Here is a 21,895-nt window from a genome sequence, read left to right as displayed (position 1 = left end):
CTTCTCACCACACCAGGTGCTGCATCGTCCAATTCGGCATGCGGCCGGGCGAAGCTGCGAGCTTGCGCGTTGCCGCAGCGAGGTCGGGCGCACCGGCCAGCGTCGTGCGATGCACGCCATCGCCGAGCAGCAGGCTTTGCAGGCCTGCAGCACGGGCGCCGGCGACGTCATGGTCGAGCGAGTCGCCGATCATCAGCACGCGGTGCGGGTCCGGATCGCCGAGCTGCTCCAGCGCCGCCGCGAAGATCGGCGCATGCGGCTTGCCGACGAAGCTCACCGGGCCGCCGAGCCACTCATAGGCGCGCGCCAGCGTGCCGGGCGCCGGCACGAGGCCGGCCGCACCGAACATCATCAGGTCGGGATTGGCGCAGATCATCGGCACGCCCCGCGCGGCCGCGCCGGTGAATCGATCGCGCCAGAGGTCGGGCTCGGCGAGGTCGTCATCGAGGCCGCCGAGCAGGATGAAGTCGGCGTCACGCATATCCGTCACGAGGACGAGGTCGAGCCCGTCGATCAGCGAGCAATCGCCGCCCCGGGTGATCAGGAAGCAGGCATTGCCACAATCGGTGAAGGGTTCGCGGGTGCGGTCGCGCAGGCCGGTCCATGTCACCTCGCCCGAGGTGAGAATGCCGTCATAGGTCGAGCGCGGCAGGCCGAGCCGGGCGAGGCGCTCGGCATTGGCGCTCGCGCGCTTGCCGGAGTTCGACAGCACCAGGATATGCTTGCCGGCTTCGCGCAGCCGCAGGACGCAGTCATGCGCGGCGGGAAGCACCGTCCTGCCGTCATGCAACGTGCCCCATTGGTCGAGCAGGACGTGATCGAACCTGTCGGCGATGGCAGACAGGCCGCTGATCTCGCACGCCGCCGCCGTCATCGTGGCGGTCCTTGCAGCGCCAGCAGCGCGGTGCCGTAGCTCGCTTCGGTCTGCGCGGCGACGCTGACGGGCACGCCGACGATGCGCCGGCGGATATCGGTCCAGGCATCATTTCGGGCGCCGCCGCCGATGCTGATCACCCGCCGTAGCGCCGGCGCGCCGAGCGCGTGAAGACGCTGATAGGCCAGCGCTTCCACGCCGGCAATTCCTTCGAGCAGCGCCTGGAAGAAGCGATGATCCTCGGCCGGACGTGGCGTGATCCGCGGCGCCAGCGCGGGATCTGCGATCGGAAAACGTTCGCCGGGTTTGGGCAGCGGATAGTAGTCGAGCCCGGTCGGCTCGTCGGGGCGGAGCAACGGCGTCATGCGGTCCATGTCGGCGGCGGTGAAATGCGCAAGCAGCGCGGCGCCACCGGAGTTCGATGCGCCGCCGGCGAGCCATTTGTCGCCGAGACGATGCGAGTACACGCCCTGATCGGCGGCGAAGATCGGCTGCGTCGCGATCAGCTTCACCACCAGCGTGGTGCCGAGCGAGGTCACCGCATCGCCCGGCGCATCGGCGCCGGTGGCGATGAAGGCGGCGACGCCGTCGGTGGTGCCGGCGACGATGCGCGCCGACGGCGACAGACCGAGCGCGCGCGCGGTCGACGGATCGATATCGGCGAATGGCGTGCCCGGCACGAGAACGCTCGGCAGGACGCCGCGGGGAACGCCGAGCTGATCGATCCAGCGCGGCCATTCGCGCCTGACGGGGTCATAGCCAAGCTTCAGGACGTTGTTCTCATCGCTGACGCCGTGATGGCCGGCGAGGCGTCCGGCGATCCAGTCGGCCTGGTGCACGGCTTGCCGCGCGCCGCTCGTGGAGGCGAGCAGATGCAACAGCTTGGCGAGCGGGCTGCTCGTGCCATGCGCACCGCTCTCGGGCGGCGCGATTGCGGCGATGCGCCTGGCCTCGTCGACGGCGCGGGCATCATTGTACATCAGGCCGAGCGAGCGGGGCCGCCCGTCGGCGTCGATCAGCAGCAAGGTGCCGGAGGTGCCGTCGACCGCGATGCGCGCGACGGCGCCGAGATCGACGATCCTGCCGAGCTTGTCGAGCGCCGCGACCGTCGCCTGCCACCACAGCTCGGGATCCTGGTCGATGGCGTTGCCGTCCTGACGCGGCGCGACCAGCGGAACGGCGGCTGCGCCCTTGATCTCGCCGCTGATATCGACGGCGCAGGCGCGCACACCGCTCGTGCCCACGTCGATGCCGACAAACAACTCCGTCATGCGACCTCATCCCGTTGTGCGCCGGCGAGCATGGCTGTGCTCGCCCGGCGCGTCATCCCTGACGCGCTGCAGCACGTTTGGGGGATTGACGGCCGGACCGGCGTCTGCAATTTTTTGCAAGGTGTGAAGAATTTTGCAAGCAGGCATTCAGGCGTGACGACAGCTTCCGACAGGGCGCCCATGGTGGACGGCGAGGCCTCGCTCGCGACGCGCGCCGCCTGGCTGTATTTCGCGGCCGGGCTGACGCAGTCGGAGGTCGCCGACCGCCTCAACATCCAGAGCACCAAAGCGCATCGCCTGATCGCGCGGGCCAGCCGCGAGGGCATGATCCGTGTCTTCGTCGAGGGTCCCGTCGCCGAATGCGTCGCACTCGAGAACGCGCTGGCCGAACGCTACGGGCTCGACTTCTGCCGCGTCGCGCCGGATCTCGGCGAGGGCGATCTGCCACTGAAGGCGCTGGCGCTGGAGGGCGCGAGCTTCCTGCGCCAGGTGCTGGAGCGCGGCGACGACAAGATCATCGGCGTCGGCCACGGTCGCACGCTTGCGGCGGTGGTGGCGCAACTGCCGCAGACGCCGGCGCGCGACGTGCAGTTCGTGTCGCTGCTCGGCGGCCTGACGCGCAAATTCGCCGCCAACCCGTTCGATGTGATCCATCGCCTGGCCGAGCGCACCGGCGCCGAAGCCTATCTGCTGCCGGTGCCGGTGTTCGCCAACTCCGTCGCCGATCGCCGCGTGCTGATGCAGCAGTTCGGCATATCGGACGTGTTCGCGCTGGCGCAGCGGGCGTCGCTGCTGTTCGTCGGCATCGGCCAGATCCATGCCGACGGCTTCCTGGTGTCGAGCGGCATGATCAAGCCGGATGAGGTCGTCGAGCTGAAGCGCGCCGGCGCCTGCGCCGATCTGCTCGGGCATTTCTTCAACGCCCAGGGCGAGCTGCTGGATCTCGATCTTTCGGCGCGCGCCACCTCGATGGCCGCTGCCGATCTGAAGAAACACCGCATCGTCGCCATCGGCGGCGGCGAGGCAAAGATCACGGCCCTGCGCGCGGTGCTGCGCAGCGGCTTCCTGAACGGTCTCATCATCGATGAGGTAACCGCTCAGGCATTGGCGACCGACAAGCCGGAGAAAACATCCGGCAACTCCAAGAACAAGAGTCGGAAGGGCAGGTAACGCGAACACGTCTCTACAAAAAACAAAGGGAGGGTTGAATGTACGATCGTGAGAAGAATCTCTTTGCGGCCTATGCCGGCAAGCGCATCAGCCGGCGTGATCTGCTCGACGGCGCTGCCAAGCTCGGCATCGCCGGTGTCGCCGCCAATGCCGCCTTTGCCTCGGCGATGTCGAGGGCGATGGCCGCTGACTTCAATTGGAAGGCCCATAGCGGCAAGACCGTCAAGCTGCTCTTGAACAAGCATCCTTACGTCGATGCGATGATCGGCGACATCGAGGCGTTCAAGAGCCTCACCGGCATGAACGTCACCTACGACATCTTCCCGGAGGACGTCTATTTCGACAAGGTGACGGCGGCGCTGTCGTCGAAGTCCGATCAGTACGACGCCTTCATGACCGGCGCCTACATGACCTGGACCTACGGTCCGGCCGGCTGGATCGAGGACCTCAACGCCTACATCAAGGATCCGGCCAAGACCAATCCGGCGTTCGCCTGGGACGATGTGCTGCCGGGCCTGCGCTCCTCCACCGCCTGGGACGGCGTCGCCGGCTCCGAGCTCGGCTCCGGCAAGGCCAAGCAATGGTGCATCCCGTGGGGCTACGAGCTCAACAACATCACCTATAACCGCAAGATCTTCGACAAGGTCGGCGTCAAGCCGCCCACCAATCTCGACGACATGCTGGAGGTCGCGGCCAAGATCACCAAGGACGCTGGCGGCCCCTATGGCGTCGGCGTGCGCGGTTCGCGCTCGTGGGCGACCATCCATCCGGGCTTCCTCTCGGCCTACGCCAATTTCGGCCAGAAGGACTTCGTGATGGAAGGCGGCAAGCTGAAGGCCGCGATGAACACCAAGGCCTCCAAGGACTTCCACGAGAAATGGGTCAGGATGATCCAGGGGTCGGGTCCGAAGAACTGGTCGACCTACACCTGGTATCAGGTCGGCACGGACCTCGGCGCCGGCGCCTCCGGCATGATCTTCGACGCCGACATTCTCGGCTACTTCATGAACGGCGGCGAGAACAAGGAGCGCGGCAATCTCGGCTACGCGCCGTTCGCGGCCAATCCGGCCGCGAAGGCGCCGACGCCGAACGTCTGGATCTGGTCGCTGGCGATGTCGAGCTTCTCCAAGCAGAAGGATGCGGCCTGGACCTTCATGCAGTGGGCGGCCTCCGTCGAGCACGATCTGTTCGGTGCCCGCAAGATGGATTTCGTCAATCCGGTCCGAGCCTCCGTGTGGAAGGACGGCGAATTCCGCGACCGCATCGCCAAGTCCTATCCTGGCTATCTCGAGCAGCATGACCTCTCGGCGCCCGGTGCGAAGATCTACTTCACGGCGCAGCCGCTGTTCTTCGACCTCACGACGGAGTGGGCGGCCTCGCTGCAGAAGATGGTGGCCAAGGAGATCAGCGTCGATGAGGGCCTCGACAAGCTTGCCGAGAGCATCAACCGTCAGCTGAAGCAGGCCGGCCTCGGCTGAGGCCGCGCCCCATCTCCCATGACCGCCTGCCGGCCCGGACGCTCCCCACAGCGTCCGGGTCGGCCCGCCCCATCCCGCGCTGATGTGATCACGCCTGTCATGAGCATGGCCCAACTTGTCGAGACCAAGGCGACGCCGCGCCGCACGAAACGCTGGCGCGGCCGGCTGCTGCCGTATTTGCTGAGCCTGCCGGCGCTGCTGGTCTGCATCGCCATCCTGGTGCCGTTCGTGACCGCTGCGGTCTATTCATTGCAGCGCTACCGGCTCAATCTGCCGTATCTGCGCGGCTTCATCGGCATCGACAACTATATCGACTTCCTGTCCGATCCGGCGTTCTGGAACACGCTGCGCATCTCGCTGGTCTATACCGCGGTGACCGTCATCGCCGAGCTGCTGCTCGGCCTTGGCATCGCGCTGCTGCTGCGACGTCCCACGCGCTTTCACAATGCCGTGTCGATCATGCTGCTGCTGCCGCTGATGACGGCGCCGGCGATCGCAGCCCTGATGTGGAAGCTGATGACCAATCCGAGCTTCGGCATCCTGTCCTATCTGGTCGGGCTGCTCGGCGTGCACGACTTCAAATGGGCATCCGATCCGTCGACCGCGCTGTTCACCGTCGTCCTGGTCGACGTCTGGGTCTACACGCCGTTCATCATGATCCTGCTCCTGGCTGGTCTGCGCTCGCTGCCGCGGCAGCCGTTCGAGGCGGCGGCGCTCGACGGCGTGCCGGCGAGCTTCGTCTTCTTCCGCATCACCCTGCCGATGCTCGCGCCCTACATCATCACCGCCTCGCTGTTCCGGCTGCTCGATTCGATCCAGCAGTTCGACATCGTCTACGCGATGACGCAAGGCGGCCCCGGCGACCGGCTGATGGTGTTCCAGGTCCAGGCCTATCTCGAGTTCTTCCAGTACACCAATGTCGGACGCTCGGCGGCGCTGCTGATGATCCTGTGGCTGATCACCAACATCCTGTCCAACATCTTCATCAAGAACTGGCTGCGGCTGCGCGCACGCGCCCACGGTCACGCCTGAGGGAGAGACATCATGGATCACTCCAGTCTGGCAGGGCGCATCTTCCGCGGCATCGCGCTGGCGTTGGTGCTTCTGTTCTTCATGTTTCCGATCGTCTGGATCCTCCTGATGTCGTTCCAGACCAATGAGCAGATCCTGCGCATCCCGCCGCGCATCCTGTTCGAGCCGACGTTCGCCAATTATGAGGCGCTGATCTCGGGCCAGCTCAAGACCGCCGCCGGCAATCTGCAGCTCACCTTCATGCGCAATCTGATGAACAGCTTCGTGCTGTCAAGCGCGTCGGTGATCCTGGCGCTGCTGCTCGGCGTCCCCGCGGCCTATGCGTTCGCGCGCTTCAAGTTCCGGCTCGGCGAGACCATCGCCTTCACGCTGCTGTCGTTCCGCTTCGCGCCGCCGCTCCTGGTGCTGCTTCCGCTGTCGCTGTACTACCAGCAGCTTGGCCTCAACGACACCTATTTTGGCATCGTCTGGGTCTACCAGCTGATCGCGCTGCCGCTGATCCTGTGGATCGTGCGCGGCTATTTCGAGGACATCAGTCCCGACATCGAGCACGCCTACCGGCTCGCGGGGCATTCCTGGCGCGAGGCGTTCACCCGCATTGCCGTGCCGCTGGCCGGGCCCGGCATCGCCGCAGCGGGCCTGCTGTCCTTCATCTTCTGCTGGAACAACTTCGTCTTTGCGCTGATCCTGGCCTCGGCCGACAAGCAGCCGGTAACGGTCGGCGCATTGGCCTTCGTGACGGCGTCCGGTATCCAATACGGCCAGATCGCCGCCGCGATCGTGCTGTCGGTCACCCCGACATTGCTGCTCGCGCTCTATGCGCAGCGCTATCTGGTCGAAGGTCTCTCGCTCGGTGCAGTGAAGGGTTGAGGATACATGGCGCGTCTCGAACTCCAATCGGTCGACAAGAGCTTCGGCGCCGCAAGCTGCGCCAAGGGCGTGTCGCTGACGGTCGAGCCCGGCGAGATCGTCGCGGTGTTCGGCCCGTCCGGCAGCGGCAAGACCGTGCTGCTGCGGATGATTGCCGGCATGTTCGAGCCTGACGGCGGCGACATCCTGGTCGGCGGCCGCTCGATCGTCGACGCGCCGCCGGAGCAGCGCGGCATCGGCATGGCGTTCCAGAATTTTGCCCTGTTTCCGCACATGAGCGCGCGCGACAACATCGCCAGCGGGCTGCGCGCGACGGGCGCGGCCGACATTGCGGCGAAGGTTGCGGCAATGAGTCGGCTGTTGAAGATCGAGCACGTGCTCGGCCACAAGCCTCGTGAACTGTCCAACGGCCAGAAGCAGCGCACCGCGCTGGCGCGCGCGCTGATCGGCAATCCCGGGGTGCTGCTGCTCGACGATCCCTTGCGCAACGTCGATGCCAAGCTGCGCTATGAGATGCGGTTGGAGCTGCCGAGCCTGCTGCGCAGGAGCTCTGCGGCGGTGCTTTACGTGACGCAGGACTATCGTGAGGCGATGGCAATCGCCGATCGCATTGCCGTGCTGATCAATGGCCACCTGGTGCAGGTGGCCCGTCCGGAGGAGATCTATGCGCGGCCGGCGTCGGTCGCCGTGGCCCGGCTGTTCGGCGATCCCAGCATCAATCTTGCCGAGGTCACGCCGGTGGCGGAGCAGGGGCGGCTGACCGCATCTGTTGCCGGGACGCTGATCCGGCTCGATGCGGACGGCGTGCCGTCCAATATGCGTGAGCGTTGCTGGCTTGGCGTCCGGCCCGACGATGTCGTGGTGACGCGTGATGGCGGCGAGGGTGTGATCCCGGCGCGGATCGTCGCGGTCACGCCGATCCACGAGCGCGCCGTGGTGCTGCTGCGCTTCGCCGACGGATCGGAGTGGCTGGCGGCGCAGGCGCCCGAGGCGCTGGAGGCGCATGCCGACGAGGACCTGTTCGTGCGGTTCGCGCCGGAAGCGGCGCTGCTGTTCGACCACGCCACGGGCGAGCGCATCGGCCTGGCGCCGCGGCGGCAGGCGGCGTGAGGATCGGGGATGGGCATGCTCGAAATCCGCAACGTCGACAAGGTCTATCACAGCCGGGGCAAGCCGCCGGTTCATGCCGTGCGCGCGCTCGATATGGAGGTGAAGGCCGGCGAGATCGTCGCGCTGCTCGGCTCTTCCGGCTGCGGCAAGACCTCGACGCTGCGCATGATCGCCGGCTTCGAGAGCGTGAGTTCGGGGTCGATCGCGCTGGCGCAGCGGACGATCCATGATCTGGCGCCGGCGAAGCGCAAGGTGGCGATGGCGTTCGAAGGCTATTCGTTGTACCCGCCGCTCACGGTGCGTGAGAACATTGCGTTCGCGCTGAAGGCGCGGCAATTGTCGCGCGCCGAGATTGCGCAACGCGTTGTCAGCATTGCCCGCCTGGTGGAGATAGAGGACATTCTCGATCATCATCCCCACGCGCTTTCCGGCGGACAGCAGCAGCGGGTGTCGCTGGCCCGAGCGCTGGTGCGTGATGCCGACCTCTATCTGCTCGACGAGCCGATGGGTCAACTGGAGCCGCAGCTGCGTGCCGTGCTGCGCGGCCGCATCAAGGGTCTGCTCGCCGAGCGCGGCATGACGGCGATCTTCGTCACCCATGACCAGACCGAGGCGAGCGCACTTGCCGATCGCATCGCCGTCATGGAAGACGGCGTGCTTCAGCAGTTCGCCAGCGAGCGGGAGCTGAAGAACCGCCCGGCCAATCTGTTCGTCGCGAGCTTCATTGGCGAGCCGCCGATGAACCTGATGGAGGCTGTGGTGACGCAGGAGGAAGGCGGGTTCCGCCTGTCTGTGGGCTCCGATGTTGCCTTTCACATCCCCGGGCAGACGTTGGACGCGGCGGGACAGCAGACGCTGGTGCGAGCCGATCGGATCAAGGTCGGCATCCGGCCGCAGCGGATCGCGATCGGCAGCGGCGAGGCGAGGCTGCGCGTGGTCTCCAACCAGTGGCTCGGCGATCAGTCGCATATTGCGGGCGAGTGCGCCGGTCATCTGCTGGTTGGCGTGACATCCAGCAAGGTCGCGGCGCGACCGGGCGACGTCGTGCCCTGCGCGCTGGAGTCACGCCATCTCCATATTTTCGGCGCCGACGGCGTTTGCGTCCGCCACGCGGAGGCGCGCTGAACATGACCTCGGCTGCGATCCGCAACGTGATCATCGGCATCGACGCCGGGACCTCGGTGATCAAGGCGGTGGCGTTTGCGCGGGATGGACGGCAGCTCGGGGATTTCGCGATTCCCAACAGCTACGCGACGTTGCCGGGCGGCCGCGTCGAGCAGGACATGGCGCGGACCTGGACCGACACCGTCGCGGCCTTGCGCGGCCTGGGCGGCACGCTGCCGGATCTGTCCCGTCGCGTCGCCGCGATCGCCGTGACCGGGCAGGGCGACGGCACCTGGCTGATCGATGCGGACGGCCATCCCGTCGCGCCCGCGCTGCTGTGGCTCGACTCGCGCGCGGCAGGGTTCGTCGAAGCCTTCCGCGGCGGCGAGCGCAATGCCGCGCACTATCAGCGCACCGGATCGGGGCTCAACGCTTGCCAGCAGGGGGCGCAACTGGCCTGGCTGCAGGCGCATGACGCAGAGATGCTGGGACGCGCGGGTACGGCGTTCCACTGCAAGGACTGGCTCTACTTCAAGCTGACCGGTGAGCGGGCCACGGACCCGTCCGAGGCGACGTTCTCCTGCGGCGACTTTCGCAAGCGCGGCTTCGACGGCGAGGCGGCGCGTCTCATCGGCATCGCTGGTTCCGCGCGCCTGTTTCCAGATGTCGTCGATGGTGTCACGACGACGCATGGCTTGACCGCGGCGGCCGCGGCGGAGACGGGCTTGCCCGAGGGCGTGCCGGTGTCGCTCGGCTATGTCGACGTGATCTGCAATGCGCTCGGTGGTGGGCTATATGATCCCACACCCGACGTCGGCTGCACCATCATCGGCTCGACCGGCATGCACATGCGGCTGGCGAACAGCGCCGACGCGGTCAAGCTGAATGCCGAGGCGACCGGCTATACGATGCCGTTCCCGGTGCCGGACCACTATGCCCAGATGCAGTCGACCATGGCTGCGACCTTGAACATCGACTGGTTGCTCGATGTCGCGCGAGGCGTGCTCGCCATGGAAGGCATCGCCCGGTCGCGCAATGATCTGATCCGGCGGCTGGACGAGCGCGTGCTCGCGGCGAAGGCGGGCGAGCTGCTCTATCATCCCTTCATCTCGGATGCTGGCGAGCGCGGACCATTCGTGTCCCACGAGGCGTCTGCGCAACTGGTCGGCCTGCGCACCCGTCACGGCTACTGGGATCTGATGCGCGCCGTGATGGAGGGACTGGCCTTCGCCGCACGCGACTGCTACGCGGCGATGGGACCGCTGCCGACGGAAATTCGCCTGACCGGAGGCGCGGCACGCAGCCGCGCGCTCGGCGCGATTCTTGGCGCGGCACTCGGCAGCACGATTCGAGTCTGCCGTCGCGAGGAAGCCGGCGCGTCGGGGGCGGCGATGATCGCCACGGTCGCGACCGGGCTCTACCCGGACATGATGATCTGCGCGGAGGAATGGGTGGGACCGTATCTGGATGAGCCGCAGGCGCCGGATGCGGCGCTGGCGGAGCGCTATGCGCAGCTGTTTCCGGCCTATGTCGAGGCCCGCCTCGCGGCGCGGCCGGTGTGGAAGCAGCTTGCGGCCCAGCGTGCAGGAGCCAATCATGTCTAGCTCCATCGCCATCATCGGCGACCGCTTCATGCTGCCCTCGGTGTTCGCCGAGCGCATCACCGCCATCTGCGGCGACGGCGTCGACATCCGCATGCTCGAACAGCCCTGGCCGGACGAGCCGATGGAGCATGGCTATGCCGGCTCCAAGCTCGATGGTCTCAAGGAGTTCATGGGCGATCCGGATGAGCTCGCCGAATTCATCGGCGAAGCGCCGCTGCTGGTGACGCATCTCGCGCCGATCTCGCGCGCGATGCTGCAGCGGCTGCCAAGGCTCAAGTTCATCGCGGTGTCGCGCGGCGGTCCGGTCAATGTCGACATGCAGGCGGCGCGCGATCATGGCGTGCTGGTCGTCAACACGCCCGGACGAAATGCCAGCGCGGTGGCGGAGTTCACCATCGGCGCGATGCTCGCGGAGACCCGTCTGATCAGGAGCGGTCACGAGTCGATGCGGGGCGGGGAGTGGCGCGGCGATCTTTATCGCGCCGACCGGACCGGACGCGAGCTCGGGGAGATGACCGTCGGCATCGTCGGCTATGGCGCGATCGGCACGCGCGTCGTGAAGCTGCTCAAGGCGTTCGGCTGCAGGATCCTTGTGACCGACCCTTACGTCCAGCTCAGCGCACAGGACCGCAACGACGGTGTCGAGCACGTCGCGCTTGCCGATCTTCTGGCGCGCGCCGACGTCATCAGCCTGCATGCCCGCGTGACGCCGGAGACCACCGGCTTCATCGATCGCGAGGCGCTGGCGAAGATCAAGCCGGGGGCGATCCTGATCAACACCGCGCGCGGTCCGCTGGTCGACTACAAGGCGCTGTTCGAGGTGCTCAGCTCGGGACGGTTGGCCGGCGCGATGCTCGACACCTTTGCGGTCGAGCCGGTGCCGCCGGACTGGCCGCTGTTGCAGCTCCCGAATGTCACGCTGACGCCGCACATCGCCGGCGCATCCGTGCGCACCGTCACCTTTGCCGCCGACCAGGCGGCCGAAGAGGTTCGCCGCTATCTGGCCGGCGAGCCGCCGCTCAATCCCTGCTGACGACGAAAGGTTTTCGACATGAATCGCGAGGAACGGCTGATCCGCGAGAACATCATCGCCAAATGCCGATGGATGAATGCGTCGGGGCTGAACCAGGGCACTTCGGGCAACATTTCCGCCCGCTACAAGGACCGCATGCTGATCACGCCCTCGGCGACGCCCTATGACTCGATGAAGCCGGAGATGATCGCCTCGATGCCGCTCGAGGGTGAATACGGTTCCTGGGAGGGGCCGTTGAAGCCCTCGACGGAATGGCGCTTTCATCTCGACATCATGCGCGGCCGTCCGGATGTCGGCGGCGTCGTTCACACGCATTCCACCTATGCCACCGTGCTCGCCATCGCGCGCAAGCCGATCCCGGCCTGCCACTACATGATGGCGGCGTTCGGCGGCACCGACATCCGCTGCGCCGGCTATGCGCGGTTCGGCACGGCCGAATTGTCCGAGCTTGCGCTGGAGGCGCTGGAAGGCCGCAACGGCTGCCTGCTGGCCAATCACGGCATGATCGCGGTCGGCGCCAATCTCGACAAGGCGATGTGGCTTGCGGTCGAGCTCGAGACCATCGCGAAGCAATACTACCTGTCGCTCGCCCTCGGCCAGCCGCACATACTGGGTGACGCCGAGATCGCCGAGACGGCGCAGGGCTTTTCGACCTATGGCCTGCAGGAGCCGAAGGCGAAAGCGGCAAAGCCGGCCAAGGCTGCGACGAAGGCGCGTGCCGCTGCGCGCAGCAAGCCAGAGAAGAAGCGCAGCAGCAAGCGATGAATGCGACGGTCTCACGCAGCGGAACCGATCACGGTCTGTTGGACCTCGCCGTGATCGGCGGCGGCATCAATGGCGCTGGTATCGCCCGTGATGCCGCCGGCCGCGGCCTGAAGGTGCTGCTGTGCGAGAAGGACGATTTTGCGCAAGGCACCTCGTCGCGATCGGGCAAGCTGATCCATGGCGGCTTGCGCTATCTGGAGTACTACGAATTCCGCCTGGTGCGCGAAGCGCTGATCGAGCGCGAGGTGCTGTTGGCCTCGGCGCCTCACATCATCTGGCCGATGCGCTTCGTGCTGCCGCACTCGCCGGAGCAGCGTCCCGCCTGGCTGGTGCGCACAGGGCTGTTCCTCTACGACCATCTCGGCGGCCGCAAGCAGCTGCCGGCGAGCCGCAACGTCGATCTCGCGCACGAGCCGGAGGGCGCGCCGCTGCGCCCCGAGTTCCGGCGCGGCTTCGAATATTCCGACTGCTGGGTCGACGATGCCCGGCTGGTGATCCTCAATCTCGTCGATGCCGCGCAAAAGGGAGCCATCATCCTGCCGCGCACCCGCGCCGTGAGCGCACGGCGTGAGGGCGATGCCTGGCGTCTGGAGATGCGCTCCGAAGACGGCGAGGTTCAGATCGTCCGAACGAAGGCGCTGGTGAATGCCGCAGGTCCCTGGGTGCAGGACGTGGTTCAGGGTGTCGCCGGGCTCAACTCCGCGCACAATGTGCGGCTTGTCAAAGGCAGCCATCTCGTGGTGCCAAAATTCTGGAGCGGATCGCAGGCCTATCTGCTGCAGAACACCGACCGCCGCGTGATCTTCGTCAATCCTTATGAGACCGACCTGGCGCTGATCGGGACCACCGACATCGTGCATGACGGCCGCGCAGACGACGTCGCTGTCGATGGTGCCGAGATCGACTATCTGCTCGCCGTGCTCAAGCGCTATTTCCGGGCCGCGCCGGGCAAGGGGGATATCATTCACGCCTTCTCCGGGGTGCGGCCGCTCTACGATGACAACGCCGACAATCCGTCGGCGGTGACGCGCGACTACGTGTTCGAGATGCATGGTGCGCCCGGACAGCCGCCGTTGCTGTCGATCTTCGGCGGCAAGATCACGACGTTTCGCCGGCTCGCCGAGCAGGCAATGGAACGTCTCGCGCCGTGGTTTCCGCAGATGGCGCCGGCATGGACGGCGGGCGCGCGTCTTCCGGGCGGCGATTTCGGCGTGCCGTTCGATCAGTTCCTCGCCGATCTCGCAGGCGCCTATCCGGGATTGCCGCGCGATGTAGTGGCGCACTATGCGCGGCTCTACGGCACCCGTGCGCGCGATCTGCTCGGAGCGTCCCGCAACGTCGGCGATCTCGGCCGCCATTTCGGTGCCTCGTTCTATGAGCGCGAGCTCGTTTTCCTGCGCGAGCAGGAGTGGGCCGTCACGGCCGCCGACGTCCTGGACCGGCGCACCAAGCATGGCCTGCATCTGAGCCGCGCCGAGCGCGAGGCGTTCGAGCACCAGCTTTGATCGCGCCTTGACGCGTCGAGCCCCTCCGCGACCGCCGCAGCGCTTGGCGGGCGCCGATGACACGCCCCGGCAAACCGTGCTATCGAGCGCCCGCGATATGGATCGCGACGCGCCAGGAGACGCGGAATTCGGCACAATCCGGACCTTCGCCGATGCCCCCTGCGCCGATCGATTCACAATCAAACCGCCCGACGACCTCCTGAATTCGACGCCATGCCGGACCAGATCAAAGCGAGAGCCGACCATCGGCGCGGTCCGCGGCAGGAAGGCATCGTCGACGCCTGGACGAGGTTCGCGTCCGGCTCCTGGATGGACCGGCGCTGGACTCCGTGGATCATCGTGCTGAGTGGCCTCGTGCTGGCGCTGCTGTGTGATGCCTTCGTGGCCCACATGCTTTCCGTCAACTATCGGGAGACCTATCGGACCACCGAGGCGGCCAACGGAGATCTCGCCCGCGCGCTCGAAGAATACATGTTGCGCAACATCCAGGGCGTCGACGTGCTCTTGAACACGACGATCGACAGTCTCAAGCAGGACCCATCGCTGCTCACTGCCGGCAACCCGGCCCTGATCGGCGAGTTGAAGCGCAGGGTGGTGCCGTACCCCGCCGCGGGCGGCATCGTCGTGCTGGATGCGGACGGCAATCTGCTCGGCGACAGCGCCGGCAACGGAGTTCCCGGCCGTGAGAACAATTTCGCCGATCGGGCCTATTACAAGGTCCAGCGCGATGACCCCGGCCGCGGTCTCTTCATCGACGTGCCGGTGGCCTCGCGCGTGAACAGGGGTCGGTTCATCGCGGTCAGCCGCGCCTTGATGATGCCGGACGGACGATTTGCCGGCGTGATCGTCGTGGCGGTGGACTACGAGAATCTGCGGCAGTTCTTCCTGTCGCTGAACGTGGGGCAGCGCGGAACGGTGACGCTCTATCGCGACGACGGCACGATCCTGCTGCGCTCGCCGCATGCCGACGATTTCGCCGGCCGCAACGTCGGGTCCAATCGCCTGTTCAGCCTCTATCTCCCGCAGGCGCCTCACGGCAGCTTCGAGGGCAGCGGCATGACGGACGGGACGTCGCGGAGCATCAGCTATCGGCGCGTCGCCGGCCTGCCGCTGGTGGTGACCGTGGCGCGCGACCCGGTCGAGTATCTGGCCGGCTGGAAGAACAATGCGCTGTACTACAGCGCCATCGCCGCCGGCCTCAATCTGCTGATCGCCGGATTCGGCCTCGTCCTGGCGCGGCAATGGCGGCTGCGCGCGGCCTCCGAGCAGGCGCTGCGCGACAGTTTCGAGCAGCATCTGCTGGTCACGGAGAACGTGCCCGCGCTGATCGTCCAGGTCGGCGCCGATGGTGACATCCGCTATGCCAACCGCGTCGCGCGCGAATGGTATGCGCAGCCGTCCAGCGGGGTCGGTCGCAGCCGGCGGATCGACGACTACATCGACCCCGCGCGGCGAGACGAGGTGAGGCCGAAGATCGAGGCCGCGCTGGCCGGCCGAACCGCGGGCGGTGAGGAGAAGATCGCGTTTCCCGACGGCCGTGAACGCTGGTGCGAGACCATTCGCGTGCCGGATCGCAGCCAGGATGGCACGGTGCGCGGCTATTTCGTGCTGTCGGTCGACATCACCGAGCGCAAGCGCATCGAGGACGAACTGCGTCAGGCGCAGAAGATGGAGGCCATCGGCCAGTTGGCGGGAGGCATCGCGCACGACTCCAACAACATGCTGGCGGCGACGCTCGGCAATCTCGATCTGCTGCTCGACGCGCTCACGCCCGGCGAAAGCTACCGTCGCAGCATGGTCGAGCGGGCGATCGAGGCGGCGGAGCGGGTCGCCGATCTCAACCGTCGGCTGCTCGCCTTCGCCCGCAAGCAGGCGCTGCAGCCGCAGGTCACCGACGTGAACCAGCTCGTCAACGGCATGACGACCATCCTGCAGCGGACGCTCGGCGAGAACATCGAGATCGAATTGGCGCAGGACCCGATGCTGTGGCACTGCCTGATCGATCCGACGCAGTTGCAGAACGCGCTGCTCAATTTGGCGCTCAATGCGCGGGACGCGATGGACGGCGGCGGGCGCCTGACGATCGCGACGACGAATGCCGTGCTCGACCAGCCGCTCGACGACGGCGACGAGCGCATCATGCCCGGCGACTACGTGACCATCGCGGTGTCGGACCTGGGGGCCGGCATGCCGCCCGAGATCGCGCGCCGCGCCTTCGAGCCGTTCTTCACCACCAAGGAATTCGGCAAGGGCAGCGGCCTCGGCCTCAGCATGGTCTATGGCTTTGCGCGGCAATCGGGCGGCACGGTGCTGATCGACAGCCGGGTGGCGGAAGGCACCTGCGTCACGCTGTATCTGCCGAGCGCGGGGCCGGGCGCCACGGGCCGCGCGCGCGCCGGTGCGGCGCGGCTGGCGCGGCCGCAGACCGGCGAGCGGATCCTGGTGGTCGAGGACAATCCGCTGGTCGGCGCGATGGCATCGACCATGCTGACGTCGATGGGCTACAGCCCGGTCGTCGTCACCCATGCGGCAGCCGCGATCGCCGCGCTGGAGCGGTCGGACCCGTTCGCGCTGCTGCTGACCGACATTCTGCTGCCGGATGCCATGACCGGCATCGACCTGGCGCGCGAGGTGCGCCGCCGATGGCCTGAGCTGCCGATCGTCTTCATGTCCGGCTTCGCCGACCCCTCGCTGGTGCCGGAAGATTTCCGCGCGACGAGCAGGCTGCTCGCCAAGCCGTTCCGGCTCGGCCAATTGTCGGAGGCGATCGTCTCGGCCCTGGCCGGCAGGAAGGCGACGTGAGCCCTCAGCGATCATGCGGTGAGCGATCCCGTGTTCGCCCCGATCGACAGCGCCGTCCGGGCAAGTCCTTTCCGCCTCGCGGCGCGCAGGGCGCCCGAGCTGTGCCGGTCGTTTCGCCCTCTCGACGACGAGGGCGCGGGGAATGCCGGGTGCTGGCCGCACCCATGGACCGCCTGCGAACAAGAATGCAGGCGGCAGGAACCACAGGTTCAGCCGAGACATCCCGGCATTCCCCGCGCGATGGTTTTCCGGCTTATACGTCCTCTCCCCGGGGACCGGCTGTCTTGCCCCCGTCACCCGCGCAACGCGAACGCGTTGTCGCGAGCTTGGCCTCAGCATCGGGAGGCCAGGACCCTACGATTTCGCCGGCGCAACGGCTTCGTTCGTCCGCATGACCTTCGTCATGCTGCGAACCGCCGCGCCCACCGCATCCCACCCCGCGTGCCGTGACGATCGCGATACGCCCCTCGTGCCGAGGCGGGACGGCTGCACTCAATCATGATTTCTGAAAATGAGAAAGCGGAATATTTTCGCCGGACGGACTGGACAGGGGTGATGTGCTTGAGGCGTCTCGTGAAATGAGAATCTCCGCGCATCGACCTTGGCCCATGATTGGGGGCCCAGGGCGTGGGGAGGCAAGGGCCGAGTCGCCCGTCGGGTCGGGACTTGGGCTTGAGACAGTCGTCCATCGGATGATTGCAGCGCTTCGGAGGTCGAGTCCGTCGGTATATCGAGAGACGAGACGGGCGCGTTCTACGTGCGGGTCGATGTCGAGCCGGGCGCTGACAAGGCGCGCATCAGTCGCTTGTGGAAAGAGATCGGCGCACCGGTTGTGGTGCGAACGGTTTCTGGCAGGCTCGCGAGCCACTCGCGATCGTTTGGACCCAATGACAGGTCCCGCGAACGAGCCGGTGCCGACCGGCTTAGTAGCTGTGGTCTTTCGCACCTCCGCTGCTCGGTGGGAGTGGAGAAGCATCAGCCGTCTGTCGTGAGCTTGCGGAAGTCGCTCTGCTGCTGAGGGCACTTTCAGTTGTGGGCCCCAGCGAGTGCGCTGGGTTACGCCGGAGGCTTCACCTCACTCCACCGCATCCTTCTTCGCAATCCGGTGCAGCTGCTCGAACAGATCGGCCTGCTCACTCGTACAGAGACACACACCCTGCGCGGAGTCGGCATCGCCGGCGTTGAGGTAGGCGTGGCCCATGGTGCTGTCGAGATACATGCCGTCGCCCTCGTGCAGGATCTCCGGGGCGTAGAATTCGGTGTGCACGGCGATGGTGCCGCGGGTGACGAGGAAATACTCCTCGCCGCTGTGGCGGAGCAGGGGGCCGAACTCCTCGAGCGTGCGGGCGCGCACCTCGGCGATCATCGGCACCATGCGCTTTCCGATCAGGTCGGTGCATTGATAGGTGTAGGTGTAGAACCTGGTGTTGACGATCTGGCCCTGGCCGGCGCGGCTGACGCTGCGGCGGGCGGTCACCGGGCGACCCGCCTCGGGACGCGGCGAAGCCGGGCTGAATAGCTCGGCGATGTCCATCTGCAGGCCCGAGGTGAGCTGCAGCAGCTTGTCATAGGTCAGCGACATCAGGCCGTTCTCGACCTTGGACAGCGTTGACAGCGCCATGCCGGTCTTTTCGGCGACCTGCTTCAGGGTCAGCCCGCGCGCCTGCCGGGCGGCCTTCAGGCACTGGCCGAGCTGGGAGTGGGGGCCTTCGGTCGACGCGCTGATGGCGGTGTCTGTCAAAGCGATCTCCGGAAAATCCGTTAGCGGATCAGGCGTGTCGAGAGCCGAGCAGCCCGGACAATCTCGGCCCATAGAGCAGGAAATTCAATCGGGTGCTCCAATGTCCGAAGGTCATGCGTGGACAGCGGTGGAACAATGCGTTTTCGGGTCGTGCATTCGATTTCCTATATGCTAAATAGTTTTCCGAAACGGAAAAGAGAAGCCCCGTGGAATCGATTTGCGACAAGACCGCCGTCGAGCTAGTCAAGCTGTTGAAAACAAAGGCGATTTCGCCGGTCGCGCTGCTCGACTCGTGCCTGGAGCGGATTGCGGCGGTGAACCCGGCCGTCAACGCGGTGGTGACCCTGGACGAGCCGGCCGCCCGCGCTACAGCCAAGGTCGCCGAGGCCGAGATCGTGAGGGGCGAGGACCGGGGGGCGCTGCACGGCCTGCCGGTGCTGATCAAGGATACCCAGGACACCGCCGGGATGCGCTCCACCTATGGCAGCCCGATCCTGGCCGACAACGTCCCGGCCGTCGACCAGGCCTCGGTGGGCCGGCTGCGCGCCGCCGGCGCAATCATCTTCGGCAAGACCAACACGCCGGAATGGGCGGCGGGCGGCAACACCCGCAATCCCGTGTTCGGCGCCACCGGCAACCCGTTCGATCCCGCGCGCTCGGCCGCCGGCTCCTCCGGCGGCTCGGCGGTCGCGCTCGCCTGCGGCATGGCCCCGCTCGCCTCGGGGTCAGACACTGGCGGCAGCTTGCGCAATCCGGCCGGCTTTTCCGGCATCGTCGGCATGCGCCCCTCCTACGGCCTCGTCGCCAGCGAGAAGCGCGCCCATGGCTGGTCGTGCCTGTCGACCGACGGGCCGATGGCGCGCGATGTCGCCGACACCGCGCTGATGCTGTCGGTGATGGCGAGCGACGATGCGCGCGATCCGCTCGCCTACACCCTGCCGGGCGAGGCCGTGCGCGGCGCGCCATCGCGCTGGGCCGTGCCGCCGGCGGTCGAACTCAACAAGCTCAGGCTCGCCTTCACCGAGGATTTCGGCTTTGCGCCGACCGAACAACTGATCCGCCGCGCCTTCCGCGCGCGGGTGTCGCGCATCGCGCCGCTGTTTGCCGACGCGCAGGAAGGCGCACCGGATTGCAGCGGCGCCGACGAGACCTTTGCGGTGCTGCGCGCCTCGCTGTTCCTCACCCAGCACGGCAAGAATTTTCGCGAGCGGCCCGACATGCTCGGGCCGAACGTGCGCGCCAATGTCGAGGAGGGGCTCGGCTACAGCCTTGAGGATTTTTCGCGTGCGAGCGCCAACCAGACCCGCATCTATCGCGCCTATCAGGGCTTCTTCGCACGCCACGACGTGCTGATCAGCCCGACCATCACCTTGAGCCCGCGGCCGTGGGCGGAGCTGTATCCGGCGGAGATCGACGGCGTGCCGACGCGGTCGTACTTCCACTGGTTGGCGCTCGCCTACGCGGTGACCCTCGCCGGACATCCCGCGCTGAGCCTGCCGCTCGGCCTCGACGACAACGGCCTGCCGTTCGGCCTGCAGATCGTCGGTCCCCGCGGCGGCGACGCGCTGGTGCTCGGCGTTGCCGCGGCGCTGGAGGCCGCGTTCGCCGACGATGCCGAGCTGCGCCGTCCCCGGCCCGATCTCGAAAGGCTCGCGTCGCTGCCGCCGCTGGCGCAGACGCCCGGCTTCTTGGCGTGGGATTGAGGCGGCACTCATGATCACTACATCTTGGAGCGACTAACGATGTCCGACGCCCCTTCATGGCCGTTCTCGCTGGTGCGCCGCGCCGGCGGCCTGGTGTTCCTGTCCGGCGAGATTCCGGTCGCCGATGACGGCAGCATCCCCGAGGGCATCGCGGCGCAGACCGACCTCGTCTTCAAGCACATCGCGGAAACGCTGGCCGGCGAGGGGCTGACGCTCGACGATATCGTGTCCTGCATGGTGCACCTCGCCGACAAGGCGGATTTCGCCGCCTACAACGAGGCCTATCGCAGGCACTTCAAGGACCCGATGCCGGTCCGCACCACGGTGCAGGCGCAGATGATCGCGGATGTGAAGATCGAGGTCACCGTCGTCGCGGCGGCGCGGACCTAAGCAGGAGTGATGACGATGCAAAGCGCGATCGTTCTCGGTGGCGGCATGGTCGGCGTCGGCACGGCGCTGCACCTGCAGAGCCGTGGCTGGTCAGTGGCGCTGGTCGACCGCAGGGAGCCTGGACGCGAGACCAGCTACGGCAATGCCGGCATCATCCAGAGCGAGGCCGTCAGGCCCTACGCGATGCCCTATGATATCGCCGGCGTGCTCGACATCGCGCTCGCGCGCACCAACGACGTGCACTACAGCCTCGCGGCGCTGCCCTATCACGTGCGGCCGCTGCTGCAATACTGGTGGAATTCGTTCCCGGCGCGCCACGAGGTGCTGACGCGCACCTATGCGCAACTGATCGCGCGCGCCGCGCCCGAGCACGAGCCGCTGATCCTCGCGGCCGGCGCCGGCAATCTCGTGCGCCGCGACGGCTTTCGCGTGCTGCACCGGACGCAGGCGCAGTTCGACAAGGAGGCGAGGGAGGCCGAAGCCGTCGGCAAGGCGTTCGGCGTCAAGTTCAAGCTGCTCAGCGCCCAGCAGCTCAAGCAGGCCGAGCCCGCGCTGATCGACAGCGGCATCGGCGGCCTGCACTGGCAGGAGCCGTGGACCGTGTCGGATCCCGGCAGCCTGGTCGCCTCCTATGCCGAGCTGTTCACGCGCCGCGGCGGCAAGCTGCTGCGCGGCGATGCGACCACGCTGGCGCAGGCGGGCAGCGGCTGGGCCGTCACCACCGCGGAGGGACGCATCGAGGCCGAGGCCGTGGTGGTCGCGCTCGGGCCGTGGTCGCCGGAGTTCCTGACGCGGTTCGGCTACGACATCCCGATGGTGCGCAAGCGCGGCTATCACCGTCACTACACCGGCGGCGCGCCGCTCGATTTGCCGCTGCGCGATGCGGCGCGCGGCTATCTGATGAACCCGATGGCGCTCGGCGTGCGCATCACGACCGGTGCCGAGCTGTCATCGCCGAATGCGAAATCGACCCCGGTTCAGCTCGGCAAGGCCGAGGCTGCCGCGCGCCAGCTCATCGATCTCGGCAGGCCGGTGGAGCCCGAGCCGTGGATCGGCACGCGGCCGTGCATGCCCGACATGCTGCCGGTCGTCGGCCAGGCGGCGCGTCACAAGGGCATGTGGCTGCATTTCGGCCACGGCCACCAGGGCTTCACGCTGGGGCCTGCGACGGGACGCATCCTCGCCGAGCTGATGAGCGGCGAAGCGCCGAGCGTCGACGTCGCCGCCTGCGCGCCGGCGCGTTTCGGCGCATAGCTGCGAGCGCCGTTGCAGCCCTGCAATTGCAGGCTGCAGCGGCGCCCGCCGGGCAGTCCCTTGTTTACCAAGCGTGGCTGTTCTGGGCCGTTCTGGCGCTGCAAAATTTCCACTTCACGAATTCGCAAGCCCGCTCTCCTAGGGTGACGCCGGTTGGACCAGGACGCGGGGGCGAAACGCGTTTCGTGA

At 67.1% G+C, this 21,895-nt stretch carries 17 protein-coding genes; 14 read left to right on the top strand and 3 right to left on the bottom strand.

Annotated features, from left to right (window positions below):
• Positions 1-4: 4 nt before the first annotated feature.
• Both ACQR03_RS29520 and ACQR03_RS29515 read right to left on the bottom strand, forming a co-directional pair.
• The gene (locus tag ACQR03_RS29520; RefSeq protein ID WP_315718342.1) at positions 5-874 is read right to left on the bottom strand and encodes a TIGR01459 family HAD-type hydrolase; all 870 of its coding nucleotides are present in this window, start codon (positions 872-874) and stop codon (positions 5-7) included.
• Positions 871-2,145 (bottom strand): FGGY-family carbohydrate kinase, encoded by a 1,275-nt coding sequence (locus tag ACQR03_RS29515; protein ID WP_434842100.1) that lies wholly within the window; start codon positions 2,143-2,145, stop codon positions 871-873. The genes ACQR03_RS29520 and ACQR03_RS29515 overlap by 4 nt, the downstream gene beginning before the upstream one ends.
• Before the next feature lie 180 nt (positions 2,146-2,325).
• On the opposite strand from ACQR03_RS29515, the gene ACQR03_RS29510 reads away from it, so the two are divergent.
• The 11 genes from ACQR03_RS29510 (at position 2,326) to ACQR03_RS29460 (ending at position 16,618) form a co-directional block, all read left to right on the top strand.
• Positions 2,326-3,315, top strand: a complete 990-nt coding sequence (locus ACQR03_RS29510) for a sugar-binding transcriptional regulator (protein WP_315718398.1) — start codon at positions 2,326-2,328, stop codon at positions 3,313-3,315.
• Between the two features lie 38 nt (positions 3,316-3,353).
• On the top strand, positions 3,354-4,793 hold the full coding sequence (locus ACQR03_RS29505) for an extracellular solute-binding protein (RefSeq protein ID WP_315718344.1): 1,440 nt from the start codon (positions 3,354-3,356) through the stop codon (positions 4,791-4,793).
• A 105-nt stretch (positions 4,794-4,898) separates the two neighbouring features.
• The gene (locus ACQR03_RS29500) at positions 4,899-5,825 is read left to right on the top strand and encodes a carbohydrate ABC transporter permease (RefSeq protein ID WP_315753025.1); all 927 of its coding nucleotides are present in this window, start codon (positions 4,899-4,901) and stop codon (positions 5,823-5,825) included.
• A gap of 12 nt (positions 5,826-5,837) precedes the next feature.
• Positions 5,838-6,695, top strand: coding sequence for a carbohydrate ABC transporter permease (locus tag ACQR03_RS29495; RefSeq protein WP_315718345.1), 858 nt, complete (start codon positions 5,838-5,840; stop codon positions 6,693-6,695).
• A gap of 6 nt (positions 6,696-6,701) precedes the next feature.
• On the top strand, positions 6,702-7,805 hold the full coding sequence (locus tag ACQR03_RS29490) for an ABC transporter ATP-binding protein (RefSeq protein WP_316202713.1): 1,104 nt from the start codon (positions 6,702-6,704) through the stop codon (positions 7,803-7,805).
• A 15-nt stretch (positions 7,806-7,820) separates the two neighbouring features.
• Positions 7,821-8,930, top strand: a complete 1,110-nt coding sequence (locus tag ACQR03_RS29485; protein WP_315718400.1) for an ABC transporter ATP-binding protein — start codon at positions 7,821-7,823, stop codon at positions 8,928-8,930.
• Between the two features lie 2 nt (positions 8,931-8,932).
• Positions 8,933-10,513, top strand: coding sequence for an FGGY-family carbohydrate kinase (locus ACQR03_RS29480; protein ID WP_316202712.1), 1,581 nt, complete (start codon positions 8,933-8,935; stop codon positions 10,511-10,513).
• Positions 10,506-11,546, top strand: coding sequence for a 2-hydroxyacid dehydrogenase (locus ACQR03_RS29475; protein WP_315718348.1), 1,041 nt, complete (start codon positions 10,506-10,508; stop codon positions 11,544-11,546). The genes ACQR03_RS29480 and ACQR03_RS29475 overlap by 8 nt, the downstream gene beginning before the upstream one ends.
• An 18-nt stretch (positions 11,547-11,564) precedes the next feature.
• On the top strand, positions 11,565-12,311 hold the full coding sequence (locus ACQR03_RS29470) for a class II aldolase/adducin family protein (RefSeq protein WP_315827284.1): 747 nt from the start codon (positions 11,565-11,567) through the stop codon (positions 12,309-12,311).
• Positions 12,308-13,816: a glycerol-3-phosphate dehydrogenase gene (locus tag ACQR03_RS29465; RefSeq protein WP_315827283.1), complete on the top strand. Its 1,509-nt coding sequence runs from the start codon at positions 12,308-12,310 to the stop codon at positions 13,814-13,816. The genes ACQR03_RS29470 and ACQR03_RS29465 overlap by 4 nt, the downstream gene beginning before the upstream one ends.
• 213 nt (positions 13,817-14,029) lie before the next feature.
• On the top strand, positions 14,030-16,618 hold the full coding sequence (locus ACQR03_RS29460; RefSeq protein WP_434842101.1) for an ATP-binding protein: 2,589 nt from the start codon (positions 14,030-14,032) through the stop codon (positions 16,616-16,618).
• 1,075 nt (positions 16,619-17,693) lie between these two features.
• Here ACQR03_RS29460 and ACQR03_RS29455 read toward each other — a convergent pair.
• The gene (locus ACQR03_RS29455; protein WP_316194844.1) at positions 17,694-18,359 is read right to left on the bottom strand and encodes a helix-turn-helix domain-containing protein; all 666 of its coding nucleotides are present in this window, start codon (positions 18,357-18,359) and stop codon (positions 17,694-17,696) included.
• Between the two features lie 206 nt (positions 18,360-18,565).
• Here ACQR03_RS29455 and ACQR03_RS29450 point away from each other — a divergent pair, with 206 nt between their 5' ends.
• The 3 genes from ACQR03_RS29450 to ACQR03_RS29440 are packed head-to-tail and all read left to right on the top strand — an operon-like array spanning position 18,566 to position 21,706.
• Positions 18,566-20,062 carry an amidase gene (locus tag ACQR03_RS29450; protein ID WP_315827280.1) on the top strand — a complete coding sequence of 499 codons (1,497 nt, stop codon included), beginning with the start codon at positions 18,566-18,568 and terminating at the stop codon, positions 20,060-20,062.
• 39 nt (positions 20,063-20,101) lie between these two features.
• Positions 20,102-20,452: a RidA family protein gene (locus ACQR03_RS29445; RefSeq protein WP_315753009.1), complete on the top strand. Its 351-nt coding sequence runs from the start codon at positions 20,102-20,104 to the stop codon at positions 20,450-20,452.
• A 15-nt stretch (positions 20,453-20,467) separates the two neighbouring features.
• On the top strand, positions 20,468-21,706 hold the full coding sequence (locus ACQR03_RS29440) for an NAD(P)/FAD-dependent oxidoreductase (RefSeq protein ID WP_316171456.1): 1,239 nt from the start codon (positions 20,468-20,470) through the stop codon (positions 21,704-21,706).
• Positions 21,707-21,895: the final 189 nt, after the last annotated feature.

The organism is Bradyrhizobium sp. HKCCYLS3070 (assembly GCF_051167575.1).
Classification (GTDB): Bacteria; Pseudomonadota; Alphaproteobacteria; order Rhizobiales; family Xanthobacteraceae; genus Bradyrhizobium.
The sequence above is the reverse complement of the archived record's forward strand: the minus strand, read 5'-3'. Positions and strand labels throughout refer to the sequence as shown.